Genomic DNA, 15,344 nt, shown 5'->3' on the forward strand with positions numbered 1-15,344 from the left:
GCTGTTATCAATTCCGGCCTTCACGCCACCACCCAGCAAAAAGGAAGGCGAGGGATACCAGCAGCATGCTCCATGTTGGCAATAAGGGTTCTGCACTTTTGCCCGTAACAATATGTGCGCCACGCTGCGGAAAAGCCAACCAATCTGCACTGTGCAGGGTGGTAGATTCTGCCATCCGAATGGTTGGTATGGCCAGATGCCCCGGCGTGCCCAGCCAGAATACACCTCCGCCCGATTGTTGCGCCATAGGAGCCAGCTTGGTAGCCGTGGCTCGTAAATCCGTCATTTCACGGATATCGCTTTGCACGGGGGCTGCGTAGGCAGTGTGTGTGCCATCCGCTACTTGCCAGATGCCCATTTCATTTGCAGGCAAGGTTGCCGTCTGGCTGCCATCCTGTGGGGCTGCATGCAGGTGTAGCGTTGTATGTGTGCCTGAAGGTGCCGTAACGGTCACATCCGGCGGCGTGGCTTCGGTGCTGATACTGTGGCGTGTTACGGTTAACATGTTGTCCGTAATGCTGGCGGCCAGTTGTTCTTCTTCCAGCTCAGGCTCTTTCATGAGCCAGTGGGAAATCCGGCGCAGCAATTCCGCCTGCGGTCCCCCACCGCCTTCACCGCGAGACCAAAGCCAGATCTGGTCAGAAAGCAGGAGGGCCACACGGCCCTGATCCACCCGGTCCAACACCAGCAGGGGGGCGGCATCTGGCCCGCTCATCAGCACTTCACCATGTGTGCTGTCTGGCTTGAGGGCGCGGTACCATGGCCCCCATGCGCCGGCAACGGTTGTCGTGCTATCTGGCACGTTTGCCTCTGGCGCCCCAGAAAGTGCCGCCGTCACGGGGTGTTGGCGGCCCTGAGCCGTTAACCGGGGGCGGAACTGGCGTTCCACCATGCCGGTTTCTGGCGGCACATGTGCGGGCAGCACATCGCCCACAGGTGTTTCCTGAAGTGATCCGGGGCCTACAAATTCTGGCCCTGCAGTCAGCAACAGTCCGCCACCACGGCGTACAAAATTGGCAATGTTTTCCAGATAGCTGTGGGGCAGAATACTACGGTTTTCAAAACCATCCAGAATAATCAGATCAAACTGGTTGATCTTGTCCTGAAACAGTTCCTTTACGGGAAAAGCTATCAGAGCCAGATCAGATAGCGGCGTGCCATCATCTTTTTCCGGTGGGCGCAAAATGGTGAAGTGAATCAGATCCACTGCGGGGTCGGCCTTCAGCAACCGGCGCCAGACACGTTCCCCCTGATTGGGTGTGCCGGAAATCAGCAGCACCCGCAGCCTGTCCCGAATGCCCATAATATGGGTGATGCTCTGATTATTCAGCTGAGAGACTTCTCCCGCCAAAGGAGAAACCGAAAGGCTGATGAGCATCTGCCCCGGCCGTGCAACGGGGATACTGATATCCTGCGGCGTGCCTGTAACAACGGGCATAACCACAGGTTCTTCCCCATTCACGCGCAGGGTCAGTTCCGCTGGCGTGCCGGCGTGCGTGCTGGGGCCGGAATCTTCGGCCAATACGCGCAAATGTGCCGGTTGTCCGGCAATAGCGTAGGGCGGTGCTTCCAGTATCTGGAGCTTGCGGTCTGTTTCCTCACCTTTGGCAGTTAGCAATACATGCAGGGGTAGGGTGGTTTGTTCCCCCGTAGCGGCGGTGCGTGGGCGCAGGCGATCAGGTAGGTTGGCGGGAACATCAGCAACCTGACCGTCTGTGACCATCATGGCCCCAGCAAGCTGATCGGGCGGGATATCTGCGGCAGCCTGATCTAATGCTTCAAACAGGCGGGTACCGTCATGCCCGTTTTGGCGGACTGTAATGGTGCGGATATTCAGCCCATCCACCTGCATATGCGCCAATGCATCCGCAGCCTGCCGGGCAATAGCCGCCCGCTGCTCGATGGCCATGGAGGGGGACTGATCTACCAGCATAAGGGCAGTTTGGGGCAGGCTATGCCAGCTTTCGCGCAGATGCTGCGGGCCCGCCAACCAGAACAGAAGTGAGGCAAGTGCCGCCAGACGCAACAAGGCCCCGCGCGCACCGTTATACAGGCTCCATGCACAAAGCAGCACGCCCGCAACACCAAGTAGAGCCAACAGCCATAAAGGCAGCAGTGGCGCAAAACCGATGGATTGCATCAAACTGTTCATCATGGCCGGTCTTCCAGCCGTTTCAGCAGCATGGGCACGTGTACCTGGTCCGCCTTATAGCTGCCGGTAAGCGCGTAAATGACAATATTCAGCCCAAAGCGGTAGGTCAGCAAACGCTGTTCCGCCCCACCAGGAATAACAGCAAAGGGCGTGTTGCCAGATGCATCAACCGCCCACGCATGCGCCCAATCTGCCGAGCCGATAATAATGGGGCTAACTTCATCATTCCCGGCATCGCCTTCACGCGCCACCCAAATGGGCTGGCCCGCATAACGGCCCGGAAAATCATGCAGCAGGTAAAAGGTATGCGCCAGCAGGTGGTGGTCATTCATGGTCACAAGTGGTGGCACTGTCAGCCCTGTTGTGGCGCGGCGCAGGGCAGCGCGTGTGCCCGGGGCATCACCAGCAAAACTGGCGTCATCTGTGGCATTATCTGGTGTGTCCTGCCCTTGGGTATCAATCAGCAAGATACCACCATGCGCCATAAAGCGGTTGAGCGCGGCTATCATGGCGGGGGAGGCATGGGCATCTGGCGTAATGGGCCAGTATAGCAATGGATAATACGCCAGATCATCCGTTTCCGGGTGCACGCCATCGGGGTGGCCCAGCACGGCAGATGTGCGGGCATTGGTGAAATCCGCCAACCCCTGAAGCCCTTGGCGCGAGGCCTCATCTACATCTGCATGCCCTGTTAAAACGTAGGCCAGACGTGTTTCAAGTGCCGCTCCGGGTACGGAGAGGGTAGCTTGCGGCGTTAGAACTGCGGGCTGTGTATCTGCAGCATAAGCAGGAGCAGCCATACCAAGCAGCATGCCCCCCATAACCAAGGTGGCCACATTGATGTGTTTGGGTGTCAAAAATCCCTTACGCATCAGCAACGCCAAAGCACCATCGAGCAACAATAGAACAAGAGCAGCCAACAGGCAGAAGCGCCCAAGAGGCACATCCGGCTGTTGGCCTGCGGGGTCTGTAATAACCCCCACGGCACTTTCCGGATGCAACGCGGTAACGTGATCTGCGGCATTCAAGGCGCGGCGGCCAGAGCCGGGGCCATACAGGCCCGGTGGGTGCGCGGGTGATACATCCGTGGTGGCAAAGTCGGAGGCTTTCAGGCCGCGTGCATATGGTGGCGGAGGGCCAGCAACGCCTGCGCCATCTAGTGTTAAGGCTGGTTGCAATATGGCATCATCCGCAGGTACGCTCACGCCATTTGCGTGGTCTGTCAGCCTTTGCAGCATGGAGACAAACAACCCCGAAAGCGGCAGGTTGGACCAATCCGTTGTGCTGCTAACGTGGAACAGCACAATCTCCCCTTTGCCCAGTGCGGCGTGCGTAACCAGCGGCGTGCCATCTGCCAGCCGTGCCCATGTATGCTCGGTCAGTGTGGCAGAGGGACGGGCCAGAACCTGCCGTGAGACCGTAACATCATTGGGGGGTACCAACCCGGCAAATGGGGAGGCTGCATCAAACTGGGCAAGTTTTTGTGGTGTGCCCCATGTCATGGAGCCGCCAAGCTGGCGTGCGCCATCCAGCAAAGTAACGGGCAGCAGATCTTGCGTAGGTGGCTGGGTGTTTTCGCTTTCGGTGGTTTCAGCAGCTTCATCATGCTGGGCACCGGCAAGGGTTGGGCCAGCAAAGCGGATAAGCGTGCCGCCATTTTTCACCCATTCGCGCACTTTTTCCCGTGTTTCGGGGTCTGCCAGCGTGCCATCAGGTGCGATTAAAATAGAAAGTGGGCGGCTTAAAAGAGTTGTTGGCGTGCCTTCATGCAATTCGGCAGAAGGCGCAAGGGCGCGGCGCAGATAGAACAAAGACCCCACCAAAGGTGTATCCGCACCACCAGAAGCCAGAAGGCCGACCGGGTGGAGGCGGCTGCTTTCATCCATCAGCACCGTGGTGGCGGCACTGGCTGAGCCTGCAAGTGTGAGCGTGTCTATACGGTTGCGCACGGCTGCTGGCAGGTTCACAGAAATATCGGCATAAGCGGATTGTGCTGGTAGGGTTACGGGCACAACGGCCAGAGTGCCGCCATCTTGAGTATGCGCAATAACATTAAAGGCCCGTGGAGCTGCCGTCGGCATCGCCACCAAGCGCGCCATGACGGTACTGCCTTTATCGGCCATTGGCGCCAAAGCCACAGCATTTTGGTGCGGAAAACGCACTTCGCGCACATGGCCTAAACTTTGCAGTGCGTGCCTAAAGGCATCATCGCCGGGGGTGGCAATGCCATCTGCCAGATACAAAACGCTGCCAAATGTCTGTGATGTCAGATGTTCAAGTGTGTGAGCGGAAGCTGATCGATCCACTTGCCAAGGTTCTGGGCGCAGTGCGTTCAGATGCTGCCGTACCTGCGTAACGGGTAGGGGAGTAAGGTTTTCTGCAACCGCTGTTTCTGCTTCTGATGCGGTTGTCAGCAACAGCACAGGGCGTTTGGCGCGTTCGGCATCATCCAGAAGGTTTTGTGCAGCAGCGAGCCGCTCGTTCCAGTCTGCGGCGCTGAACATGCCGTTATCTATAACAAGCAGCACCGGGCCAGAGCCTTGCTGGGCAGCATTATGCCCCGGCAGCACAGGCCGGGCGAGGCCAAGCACCAACAAGGTAACAGCTAAAAGACGCAACAGCAGCAACCAGAGCGGAGAGCGTGCGGCTTCGGTCTGGCGTGGTTTCAGGCTGGCCAGCAGCTTTACGGGCGGAAATACCTGTTGGCGTGGGCGCGGCGGTGTTGCCCGGACAAGCCACCACACCAACGGCAGCGTAAGAAGCCCCAGCAGGGCAAGAGGAGCCAGAAATATCATACTCGGTGGCCCATCAGGTTATGCAGGGCCAGCAAGGTGGGTGTGGCTGGGGTATCGGTAACGTGGCAAAGATAATCATGCCCAAGGCTTACGGCCATGTGTTCAATCTGGCTGCTGCGTGCTGATGCCAGATGGGTGTAATCTGCACGCAATGTTTGCACATGCGGCAGTTCTATGGGGTGTTCACCTTCCAGCCCCGTAAATTCAACACGCCCTTCATAGGGGAGTGAAAGTTCTGCCGGGTCTGCAATATGCAGCACATGCGTGCGCACACCACGGGCCGCGCATTGATGGAGCAGCCCGCGCAGGGTTTCTGTTTCGCACAGCAGATCACTGGTCAGCAGCAAATGCGCGTGGCGCGGCAATGCGGCAGCTGCGGGCAGGGCGTTTTTTTGCGGTGTAGATGCCTGAAACACCAAGGCCAATGCCAGACGCTCCAGCAGGCTGCCACCAGCAGGCAAGTGCACCATGCCGGATGATGAAAGCAGGCGAATACGTTCTCCCCCACGGGCAAGGGCTGCGGCCATTGCCAGCGTGAGCAGAATGGCGCTTTCCAACTTGGTGGGAATGTTGGTGCGGGATTGCCAGTTCATGGAGCCGGAAAGATCGCACCAGAGCAGAATGGTTTGCGCGCTTTCGGCTTCTGTTTCACGCACATAGGCGTGGGTGCTGCGGGCAGATTGCCGCCAGTCTATGTGCGCGGCAGGTTCCCCCGGTTGAGCCGGGCGATATTGCCAGAAGGTATCACCCCATCCTGCACGATGCTGTGGATGTTGCCCGGCTGCCAGCGTGGCGGTTGTGCGGTTGGCTTGCACAATCAGATCGGGCATGCGCGCTGCCAAAGCCTGCGCCTGTTGGGTAAGGGTGGCAGGTTGCTCAATGGCAACAGACTCATCCGCCTGCGTAGCAAAATGCGGAGCCCGAGTGGTGCCAGCCTTATTGCGGCGGAATGCGGCGGTAAGAAAAGATGGGCCGCGCAATGGCTTTAACCCAACTGTTGCAGAAGGCGAGAGATCACATCCTGAATCTGCACACCTTCAGCACGGGCGGCAAAAGTCAGCGCCATACGGTGGGCCAGAACGGGCTGTGCCAGTGCGGCAACATCATCAAGGCTGGGGGAAAGTCTGCCATCCAGCAAAGCGCGCGCACGCGTGGCCAGCATAAGCGTTTGCGCAGCACGCGGGCCGGGGCCCCATGCAATTTGTTCACGCAAGGTGGCATCCTGCGTGGTTTCTGGCCGCGCGTTGCGTACCAGATTGAGAATGGCATCCAGCACTTTTTCACCCACCGGAATACGGCGCACCAGTGCCTGTGCTTCCAGTAGGCTTGTGGCATCCATAAGGGTTTGGGGTTGCTCTGTTTGTGCGCCAGTGGTGGCCAGCAGCATCTGCCGTTCCGCTGCTTCATCGGGGAAGGAGAGCGGAATTTGCAGCATAAAGCGGTCAAGCTGCGCTTCTGGCAGCGGGTAGGTGCCTTCCTGCTCCATAGGGTTCTGGGTGGCCAGAACATGGAAGGGGCGCGGCAGGGGGTATTCCGTGCCGGCCACGCTTACGCGGTGTTCCTGCATGGCCTGCAATAGGGCAGACTGCGTGCGTGGGCTGGCACGGTTGATTTCATCCGCCATTAACAGTTGGCAGAACACAGGGCCAGGCACAAAGCGAAAGCTGCGATGGCCTGATGCATCTTCATCCAGAATTTCACTACCCGTAATGTCGGAGGGCATAAGGTCTGGCGTAAACTGCACGCGGCGCGAATCAAGCCCCAGCACTGTTCCCAAAGTTGTGACCAGCAATGTTTTGCCCAAGCCGGGCGCGCCCACCAAAAGCGCATGCCCACCTGCCAGAATGGTGGCAAGTGTTTGGCGGATAACCTGTTTTTGGCCAAAAACAATGCGAGAGGTTTCCTGCTGCACGGCTTGCAGCCGTTCGCAGATACGGTCTGCCTCCCGCACTTCGGGAGGAGAGGAGGGCTGTTGCGCGGGCTGCGATGCGTCTGATGCGGTCATGGTTCCAGTGTGAAGCACATACGGGGCTTACATCAAGCGGGGTATCATCCCTATATCATCAGGATGACGGTATGGACACGTATTACAGGATGGTAGGCCAGTGAAAGGCGAACACGCAGTGAGTGGCGACAGTCTTGCCTGTTCGGGGCATCAGGAAAGCCCGGAAAGAAAAAGGCATGACTTGGGATATCTGCCTTTTCTGGTGCGGCGCGATGGCGTGTGGCTTTATCGGGGCACCCCCATAAAGCGTAAGGCCATGCTGTGCATGTTTGGCTCCATGCTCACGCGGGATGAAAATGGGGCATACCTGCTGCGCTCCCCGTTTGAGACCGGGTATATTGAGGTGGAAGACGTGCCTTTTCTGGCGGTAGAGCTGGATTGGACGGGCTGTGGCAAAATGCAGCGGCTGTGTTTTCGCACCAATATGGATGAAGTGGTGGTAGCTGGGCCGGAACATCCGATTCGGACAGATTGGAACATGCCACCAGAGGCCTGCCCGGAGAGTTGCCCCCCCTATATCCGGCTGCGGGAAGGCGATAACAGGCATTTTCCGCTAGAGGCGCGTTTATCTCGTCCAGTGTGGTACGAGCTGGCAGCCTTGGCGGAGCCGGGCATGTGCCAGGGTATCCCCTGCATGGGGGTTTGGAGCTGTGGCTGCTTTTTTCCACTTGCCAGACAAACATCCGGCACAGACTGCGACGTATGACCCGTAATTTATTGGACCGCTTGGAACCCACGCGCCTGCACGCGCTGGAGGAGATATGGGCCGTGCTGCCCGAGGCGCGTCTTGTCGGCGGTGCGGTGCGTGATCTGATGGTGGAGCGCCCTATTGCGGACATTGATCTGGCAGTGCCCCAACCGCCCGAGGAGGTGATGCAGCGCCTGAAGGCGCAGGGTATGACAGTGGTGCCCACAGGGCTGGCGCATGGCACGGTTACGGCGGTGATCGATTCCGCACCCTATGAAATCACCACCCTGCGGCGAGATGTGGAAACAGACGGACGCCACGCCGTCGTGTGCTGGACAGACAACTGGCAGGAAGACGCCGCGCGCCGTGATTTTACAATCAATGCCATGTCCTGTGACAGCACGGGTACTGTGCATGATTATTTTGGCGGCCAGCATGATCTGGCAAATGGAAGTGTGCGCTTTGTAGGCGATGCCACGCTGCGGATACAGGAAGATGCCCTGCGTATTCTGCGGTTTTTTCGCTTCTGGGGTCGCTATGGGCGTGGGCAGGCAGATGCACAGGCCATGCACGCCATTACCACACAGGCAGAGTTGTTGAACGGCTTGTCTGTTGAGCGCATATGGTCTGAACTCAAGCGTATTCTGGCTGGGCCGAAGGTGCTGGACGTTGTGTATCTGATGCAGCAGGCCGGTATCCTGCCTGTTTTGCTGCCAGAAGGTGCGCATGTGCCTTTGTTTGCGCAGTTAATGACGTTTAATCCGCCAGCAGATGCCCTGTTGCGGCTGGCAGCTTTGGTGCCAGACAAAAGTGCGGATCTGGCGCGCCGCCTTAAATTCTCCCGTGCTGAAGCCGCGCGTCTGAAAGCTATGCAGGCTGAACCCGTGCCTTTGCCCGATATGTCTGATGCGCAATTACGCCACTTATTGGCAGATACCTCGCCAGATATTTTAACAGCACGCAGTTGGCTGTATCAGGCGCGGCATGCTGATGTTTTGGGCACAGAACTGCGCCAGCGTTTGGCGCAGCTTGAAATACCAGTGTTTCCGCTAGCAGGGCGAGACCTGCTGGATGCAGGCTGCCAGCCGGGGCCGCATGTTGGGCAAGTTCTGAAAGATGTGCGCAACTGGTGGCAACAGGGCGGTTGCACTGCGGATAAACAGACCTGTTTGGCCCATGCGTTAGGGCTGGCTAAAGCGTTGCCATAATAAAACCATGCGTCAGCCTCTTACGTGAAAGGGTGGGAGGCTGTTAGAGAAGAGCGCATGACGTCACAAGCATCTGCTTCCTCTACCCGTTCGTCCCGTTCATCCCGCGATTTGTTGCCGGATGATACCCGCGTGCTTCTGAGGAGGTTATGGCGGGGGCAGGTGCGCCGTTATCCCGGCAATCTTACGGCTGTTGTGCTGCTTACGGTGTTAACCGCCGGGCTTACAGCATTGTATCCGCTGGTTATCCAGCGCGCGCTGGATATGTTTTCCAGCCACGATTCCCGCATTCTGTACCAGGTACCGCTGCTGGTGGTGCTGATTACGGTTGCCAAATCCATCTCCCAATACGCGCAAACGCTGGCGTCTCAGGGTTTGGTGCTCAAGGTTATTCGCGGTTTGCAAAGCGAGATGTTCGCACATCTGATGCAGGCAGACATTACCGATGTAGAGCGTGAAGCCCCGGCCAAACTGGCCGCACGTTTTACCACGGATGCCGTTTCCATTCGTGAAGCCATGATCCGGGCTGTGAACTCGCTGGGTGATGTTGTTACCGTGGTGGGGCTGATTGCCTCCATGTTCTATATGGATTGGGAACTCAGCCTGATAGCCGGTCTGCTTTATCCCATTGCTGCAGTGCCTATCCAAAAACTGGGCAAGCGCGTGCGCCGCGCATCTGGCGGGATGCAGGAGCGGATTGGGGAAACCGCTGCTTTTCTCACTGAAAGTTTCAGTCAGGCCCGCACCGTGCGCGTGTATCGGCTTGAACAGCGTGAGGAAGAACGCGCCGCCACATCGTTCGATCATCTGCATCAGGCTATGTTGCGCATTACGCGGGGCCGTGCGCGTGTTGACCCCTTGTTGGAAGCACTGGGTGGCTCAGCCGTGGCTGCCGTACTGGGTTTTGCAGGGTGGCGTGCTGCTATGGGGGGCGCCACATTGGGGGATTTTTCCGGCTTTGTAGCGGCATTGTTGCTGGCAGCACGCCCACTGCGTGCATTGGGGGCCTTGAACGCTGCTTTGCAGGAAGGTCTGGCCGGGCTTGTGCGTATTTTTGAAATTATTGATGAAAAGCCTGCTGTGGCAGATTGTCCGAACGCAGTGCCCCTTTGTGCCGGACAGGGTGATCTGGTTTTTGAGAATGTAGGCTTTGTTTACCCAGATGGGCGGGTTGGCCTTTCTGGCCTGAATTTTGAGGCCAAGCCGGGCTTTACCGTGGCCTTGGTGGGGCCTTCTGGGGCAGGTAAATCTACCGCACTTTCGCTGGTGCCGCGCCTGCACGATGTGACATCAGGCCGTATTTTGCTGGATGGGCAGGAACTGCGTGATCTCACGCTGGCCAGCCTGCGAGATGCCATTGCTTATGTAAGCCAGGATCCGCTGCTGTTTGATCTTTCTGTGCGCGATAACATTCTGATAGGCCGCCCCTCTGCCACGGAAGAAGAAGTACAAGCAGCAGCCAAGGCCGCAGCGGCTGAAAAGTTTATTCTGGCCCTGCCCGCAGGCTATGAAACCACAGTGGGGCCGGGTGGGCAGCGGCTTTCTGGCGGCCAAAGGCAGCGTGTGGCCTTGGCGCGGGCACTACTGCGCAACCCGCGCCTTCTGCTGTTGGATGAAGCCACAAGTGCGCTGGATAGTGAGAACGAAGCCGCAGTGCAGGATGCCTTGGCAACCTTGCGCAAGGGGCGCACCACGCTTGTTGTGGCGCACCGTCTTTCCACCGTGCGTTCGGCTGATCTGGTGGTGGTGATGCAGGAAGGCCATGCTGTGGAATGCGGAAACCATGATGAACTTATGGCGCAAAATGGCCTGTATGCGCGTCTGGTCAGAACGCAGGGGCTGGAACGCTAAGGCCAGCGCAGCAGATCAGACGTAGCAAACTGCGTCTTTTTTACAGCAAAACATTAAAAACCCAGCTTGCACATGCGCTGAATGCCATGTGCGACTTGATGCCTGCTTGTGAACATGCCACAACTCTGACCGACCAGTTCGGTCAGAGAAAGAGTGACCGAAAAAGCAGGGTATGCGCCGTGCGTTTGAGATGGCAGGGAACAGTATGACAGACGACCACAACGACCAGTCTTCCGCAAATACCGGCGCACCAGCCAAGCCAGAAGAAAAGAAAAAAGAGAATCCCCGCCGCAAGATTATTCTCACTGGGGTTATTGCCGTACTGGCTGTGGGTGCCGGTGTGTACTGGTTTATGACTCGCAATGAAGTTGAAACGGATGATGCCTTTACTGCCGGGCGCGCCATTACCATTGCACCGCATGTAAGCGGGTATGTGACAGAACTGCTGGTGAACGATAACCAGTTTGTACGCAAAGGCCAGCTTTTGGCCCGCATAGACCCGCGAGACTGGAAAGCTGCGCGAGATCAGGCCGCCGCACAGGTTGAAAGTGCGCAAGCCTCCAAGAACGCCAGTGACATGATGCACATGGTGGCCATGCTGGAGTTCCCCGGTAAGCTGTTGCAGGCAAAAGGTCAGCTAGAAGCTGCCAAAGCGCAGGAATTTAAGGCGCAAACAGATTTCCGCCGCCAGCATGTGGTGGAACGTGCAGCAACATCGCAGCAGGATATAGATTCCGCTCGTGCTGCGTTGGATGCCGCCAAGGCCCGCGTGATAGCCGCGCAGGGTGCCGTGCAGATGGCCATGCCCGTGCAGCCCAACATCCAGAACGCCGCCATTCAGATCAGTCAGGAAGAAGCAGCGGTTAAAACTGCACAGGCTCGGCTGGAAACCGCAAACCTGAATCTGGAATGGACAGAAATTCGTGCTCCGCATGATGGCTGGATTTCCCAGCGTAATCTGGAGCAGGGCAATTACGTGCAGCAGGGGCAGAATATACTGTCCATTGTAGAGCCGGAAGTGTGGGTGGTAGCCAACTACAAGGAAACCCAGATTACCCGCATGAAGCCCGGCCAAAAGGTGGATATCAAGGTAGATGCCTATCCATCTCTCAAGGTGCATGGGCATATTGATTCACTGCAAAAAGGCACGGGCGCGCAGTTCAGTGCCTTCCCGCCAGAAAACGCAACAGGCAACTACGTAAAAATCGTGCAGCGTGTGCCTGTTAAAATCCTGATTGATGATGGTCTGGACCCCAACCAGCCGCTGGCCCTTGGCATGTCCGTGGTGCCAACAGTGCATGTGGATACACAAGGCCATTCTGATGCAGCGCCGCGTGATGGGGCAGAACCCGCAACTCCGGCCCCGGCTGCGCAATGAGCACACAGGCCGAAGTAGCCCCCGGCGGGTGGAAGCCAAAGCATAATCCGTGGACTGTCGCCTTTGTAGTTACCATGGCGGCGTTCATGGAAATTCTGGATACAACCATCGTGAACGTCTCCCTGCCACATATCGCAGGGAGCCTATCCAGCACGTATGATGATGCGACGTGGACACTCACGGCCTATCTGGTCGCCAACGGGATTGTGCTGACAATTTCTGGTTGGCTGGGTAAGGTTTTTGGCCGCAAGAACTACTTTCTTATCTGTATTGTTATGTTCACCGTATCGTCGTTTTTGTGCGGTACGGCTACCAGCCTTGCTGAACTGGTGATTTTCCGTCTGATGCAGGGCTTTTTTGGCGGAGGGCTTCAGCCCAACCAGCAGTCCATTATTCTGGATAGCTTCCCGCCCGAAAAGCGTGCCGCAGCATTTGGCCTTACCGCCATTGCTGCCGTTGTGGGGCCGGTTATTGGCCCAACGCTGGGTGGGTGGATTACCGATAACTTCTCATGGCGCTGGATCTTTTTCATCAACGTGCCATTCGGGTTTCTTACAACCGTTGGCGTGATGGCGCTGGTGGAGGACCCGCCGTGGGCGCGCAAGCAGAAAGCCCCGGTGGATGCCATAGGCATCAGCCTGATTACCATTGGCTTTGCCAGTCTTGAAGTGATGGTGGACCGTGGTGAGGATGCAGACTGGTTTGGTTCCACCTTCATCCGCATTATGGGTGTTCTGGCGTTTTTGGGCATTGGTGGCGCTATTTTGTGGCTGCTGCATGCCAAAAACCCGGCGGTGGATTTGCGCGTGTTCAAGGACCGCAACTTTGCGGTAGGCACGGCACTTATGGGGGCAATGGGCGCGCTGCTTTATGCATCCGCTATTATTGTTCCGCAGTTTGCCCAGCAGGTTATGGGGTACACGGCCACAATTTCCGGTTTGCTGCTTTCTCCGGGTGGGATTGCCGTTATCTTCCTTATCCCGATTGTGGGTAAGCTGATGACGCTCATGCCCGTGCGCAATGTGATTGCACTGGGTTTTGGGCTTATGGGCATAGCTCTGTTCTGGTCCGCCCATTTGCTACCGTTGCTGGACTTCCATCACCTCATGCTGTTCCGCATGAGCCAGACAGCCTGCTTGGCCTTTCTGTTTGTGCCCCTTTCCACTATTGCGTATTCCACCATTCCCGAAAGGCTGAATGCAGATGCCTCGGCGCTGTTTAGTATGGCGCGTAACGTGTTGGGCTCTTTGGCTATTTCCGGTGCTACGGCATTGCTTACAGAGCGGCGGCAGGCGCATCAGTCTTACATGGTGCAGTGGATGACGCCGTATCATCAGCCGTATAATGATTATCTGGCGCAGGCCAAAGGCGTTGCCTCAGCCCACGGATACGCCCCTGGTGCGGCACAGGCCATTGCCCAGCACACCCTGTTTCAGGAATTTACCCGGCAGGTGGCCATGCTCTCTTACAATGAAGTGTTTATGATCTTGGGTATAGGCTCGTTTTTGTGTGTGCCGTTCTGTTTCCTGTTTTCTGCCATTACAGGCAGCGGCAAAACGACGGGCGCACACTAAAAAGCACGGCAAAAACCCAACAAAAAAGCTCCCTGACTATGGTTGGTCAGGGAGCTTTTTTATTGTGCGTTATGTTTATGCGCGAGGTTTTGCAAACTGTGCAAAATCCTGCACCAAGCGTTCGTAAATCGGTTTTTTAAACCCCACATTCTGCTGGGGCAGGGTGGCAAGATCTATCCATTGCCAAGCATCAAATTCCGCTGGGGTTTGGGCATCCAGCCGGATATCGGCATCTGTGCCCTCAAAAGCCAGGGCAAACCATTTTTGTGTCTGGCCCCGATACTTCCCACCCAATGCACGGCCTATAAGGTGCTGGGGCAGATCATACGTAATCCATTCTGGATGTTCGGCCAGAATACGCACTTTGTCTGTGCCAATTTCTTCTGCCACTTCGCGCAGTACGGCTTTTTTTGGGTCTTCTCCGGCATCAATGCCGCCTTGGGGGCATTGCCATGTGCCTTCGCTTAATGGGCCGCCAGCGCCGGGCATATCCGTGCGCCGGGCAATAAAAATGCGTCCATCAGCATGAAAGATCATGGCTCCAACATTAGGGCGATACGGAAGGGACGGAGAGCTTGCGTCTGTCATTGTTGCGGCTGGCCTTGCTGCTGCACACGTGGGTTGGAGAGGTTCACATGCATGCTGCCATCTGCGGCGGCTGGGCCATAGGCGGACATATCCGGCGGCAGAACAATCTGGCTGACAGGCACCAACGCAATGCCCATATCTTTGAGGTGCGGCAACCATGCGCGCAGGCAGGCCATGGCTACAGGCCGCAATGGCCCCAAAATGCCAATGGCGCGCCCGTTCTGCCGTGCCAATTGCTGGAGTTTCAGCAACTGGATATCAATGTTGACAATATCCGTATCCGTGTTCACCACCACATCAGCGGTGGCAGTGCTGCTAGCACCTTCGGTTTGCGTGCCGGGTGTGGCGTCCAGATAAAGCAGGCCACGCTGGTCTATGGCCTTTACCAGAGATTTAAAGCTTTCAGATTGCGGGAAGCTGCCACCATTCTGCCCGGCAAAGGCATTGGTAACACCCACATACCCTGCCAGATGAGAAAGTGCCCAGTTTAGATTATCCATGTTCTGCTGGGGTGAAAGTAGCAGCCCAAGTGCTTTGGGCCCGGCATCTGTGTTCTTGGTGGCGTTATCCTGAATGGGGAGAGAAAGCAGCGTTTCATGCCGGTGCTGGCGTGCTGCGTTCATCAGTTCTTCAGGGTTGGCGGCATAAGGTGAAATACCCAGAGAAACCGGGCCGGGCAGGGAGTTTATGGCTTCGGTTGTCAGGTCATCTGTCTGGTCTATGCCATCAATCAGCAAAGCCACCATGGGGGTGCCGGGCGGTACATCCACCGCAGGGGCGGCATAAACCTTTTTGGGCGTGCGATCATGCGCACCCACTTTGGGGAGGGGAAAGCCCCCTGGCCCATTCTTGCTTTCCAGCAGATCAGCCTGCGGCCCCGGAATGGTGGTGCGCTGTGCGGGGGAGGATTGTTTGGCAGCAGAATCTGCCGAAACATCAATATCCTGCCCCTCAATGGAAAGTCCGGGCGGCCCCATAACCTGCAACCCTATGGCAAGCGCCACAGCGGCTGTGGCGCACCCACCCCAGAAGCGGATAAAGGCGCGCCCGTTAGAGGGCAGTTGCTGCCAGAGCGATGGAGTGTGCATGGCCTTTCCCTTTCGCG

The 15,344-nt window shown here is 57.3% G+C and carries 11 protein-coding genes; 5 read left to right on the top strand and 6 right to left on the bottom strand.

All coding sequences use genetic code 11. The annotated features are described in order from the left end of the window. Window positions 1–7: 7 nt before the first annotated feature. Genes APA10_RS13105 through APA10_RS13120 form a run of 4 tightly spaced genes read right to left on the bottom strand, consistent with a single transcriptional unit; the run spans window position 8 to window position 6,970 of the window. A complete protein-coding gene (locus APA10_RS13105; RefSeq protein ID WP_003628205.1) occupies window positions 8–2,155 on the bottom strand; it encodes a hypothetical protein in 2,148 nt (715 codons plus the stop codon). Next, window positions 2,152–4,947 (bottom strand): DUF4159 domain-containing protein, encoded by a 2,796-nt coding sequence (locus APA10_RS13110; protein ID WP_003628203.1) that lies wholly within the window; start codon window positions 4,945–4,947, stop codon window positions 2,152–2,154. The genes APA10_RS13105 and APA10_RS13110 overlap by 4 nt, the downstream gene beginning before the upstream one ends. Then, entirely contained in the window at window positions 4,944–5,927 is a 984-nt protein-coding gene (locus APA10_RS13115) for a DUF58 domain-containing protein (protein ID WP_003628202.1), read from the bottom strand. Before APA10_RS13115 ends, APA10_RS13110 begins: the two co-directional genes overlap by 4 nt. 5 nt (window positions 5,928–5,932) lie before the next feature. After that, a complete protein-coding gene (locus APA10_RS13120) occupies window positions 5,933–6,970 on the bottom strand; it encodes an AAA family ATPase (protein ID WP_012812779.1) in 1,038 nt (345 codons plus the stop codon). Between the two features lie 82 nt (window positions 6,971–7,052). On the opposite strand from APA10_RS13120, the gene APA10_RS13125 reads away from it, so the two are divergent. The 5 genes from APA10_RS13125 (at window position 7,053) to APA10_RS13145 (ending at window position 13,651) form a co-directional block, all read left to right on the top strand. Further along, window positions 7,053–7,658 carry a DUF1285 domain-containing protein gene (locus APA10_RS13125; protein WP_003628201.1) on the top strand — a complete coding sequence of 202 codons (606 nt, stop codon included), beginning with the start codon at window positions 7,053–7,055 and terminating at the stop codon, window positions 7,656–7,658. After that, a complete protein-coding gene (locus tag APA10_RS13130) occupies window positions 7,655–8,848 on the top strand; it encodes a CCA tRNA nucleotidyltransferase (RefSeq protein WP_003628200.1) in 1,194 nt (397 codons plus the stop codon). The genes APA10_RS13125 and APA10_RS13130 overlap by 4 nt, the downstream gene beginning before the upstream one ends. 57 nt (window positions 8,849–8,905) lie before the next feature. Further along, window positions 8,906–10,699, top strand: coding sequence for an ABC transporter ATP-binding protein (locus APA10_RS13135; RefSeq protein WP_035365442.1), 1,794 nt, complete (start codon window positions 8,906–8,908; stop codon window positions 10,697–10,699). Between the two features lie 172 nt (window positions 10,700–10,871). After that, a complete protein-coding gene (locus APA10_RS13140) occupies window positions 10,872–12,077 on the top strand; it encodes an HlyD family secretion protein (protein WP_003622799.1) in 1,206 nt (401 codons plus the stop codon). After that, window positions 12,074–13,651 (top strand): DHA2 family efflux MFS transporter permease subunit, encoded by a 1,578-nt coding sequence (locus APA10_RS13145; protein ID WP_003628198.1) that lies wholly within the window; start codon window positions 12,074–12,076, stop codon window positions 13,649–13,651. The genes APA10_RS13140 and APA10_RS13145 overlap by 4 nt, the downstream gene beginning before the upstream one ends. A 75-nt stretch (window positions 13,652–13,726) precedes the next feature. Here APA10_RS13145 and APA10_RS13150 read toward each other — a convergent pair whose 3' ends face one another. Together APA10_RS13150 and APA10_RS13155 are read right to left on the bottom strand one after the other, a co-directional pair. Beyond that, window positions 13,727–14,239, bottom strand: coding sequence for an RNA pyrophosphohydrolase (locus APA10_RS13150; protein WP_035365441.1), 513 nt, complete (start codon window positions 14,237–14,239; stop codon window positions 13,727–13,729). Then, window positions 14,236–15,327 (bottom strand): divergent polysaccharide deacetylase family protein, encoded by a 1,092-nt coding sequence (locus APA10_RS13155; RefSeq protein ID WP_003628196.1) that lies wholly within the window; start codon window positions 15,325–15,327, stop codon window positions 14,236–14,238. Before APA10_RS13155 ends, APA10_RS13150 begins: the two co-directional genes overlap by 4 nt. Between the last annotated feature and the right edge of the window lie 17 nt (window positions 15,328–15,344).

The sequence above is a fragment of the Acetobacter pasteurianus subsp. pasteurianus LMG 1262 = NBRC 106471 genome (assembly GCF_000285275.1).
Classification (GTDB): domain Bacteria; phylum Pseudomonadota; class Alphaproteobacteria; order Acetobacterales; family Acetobacteraceae; genus Acetobacter; species Acetobacter pasteurianus.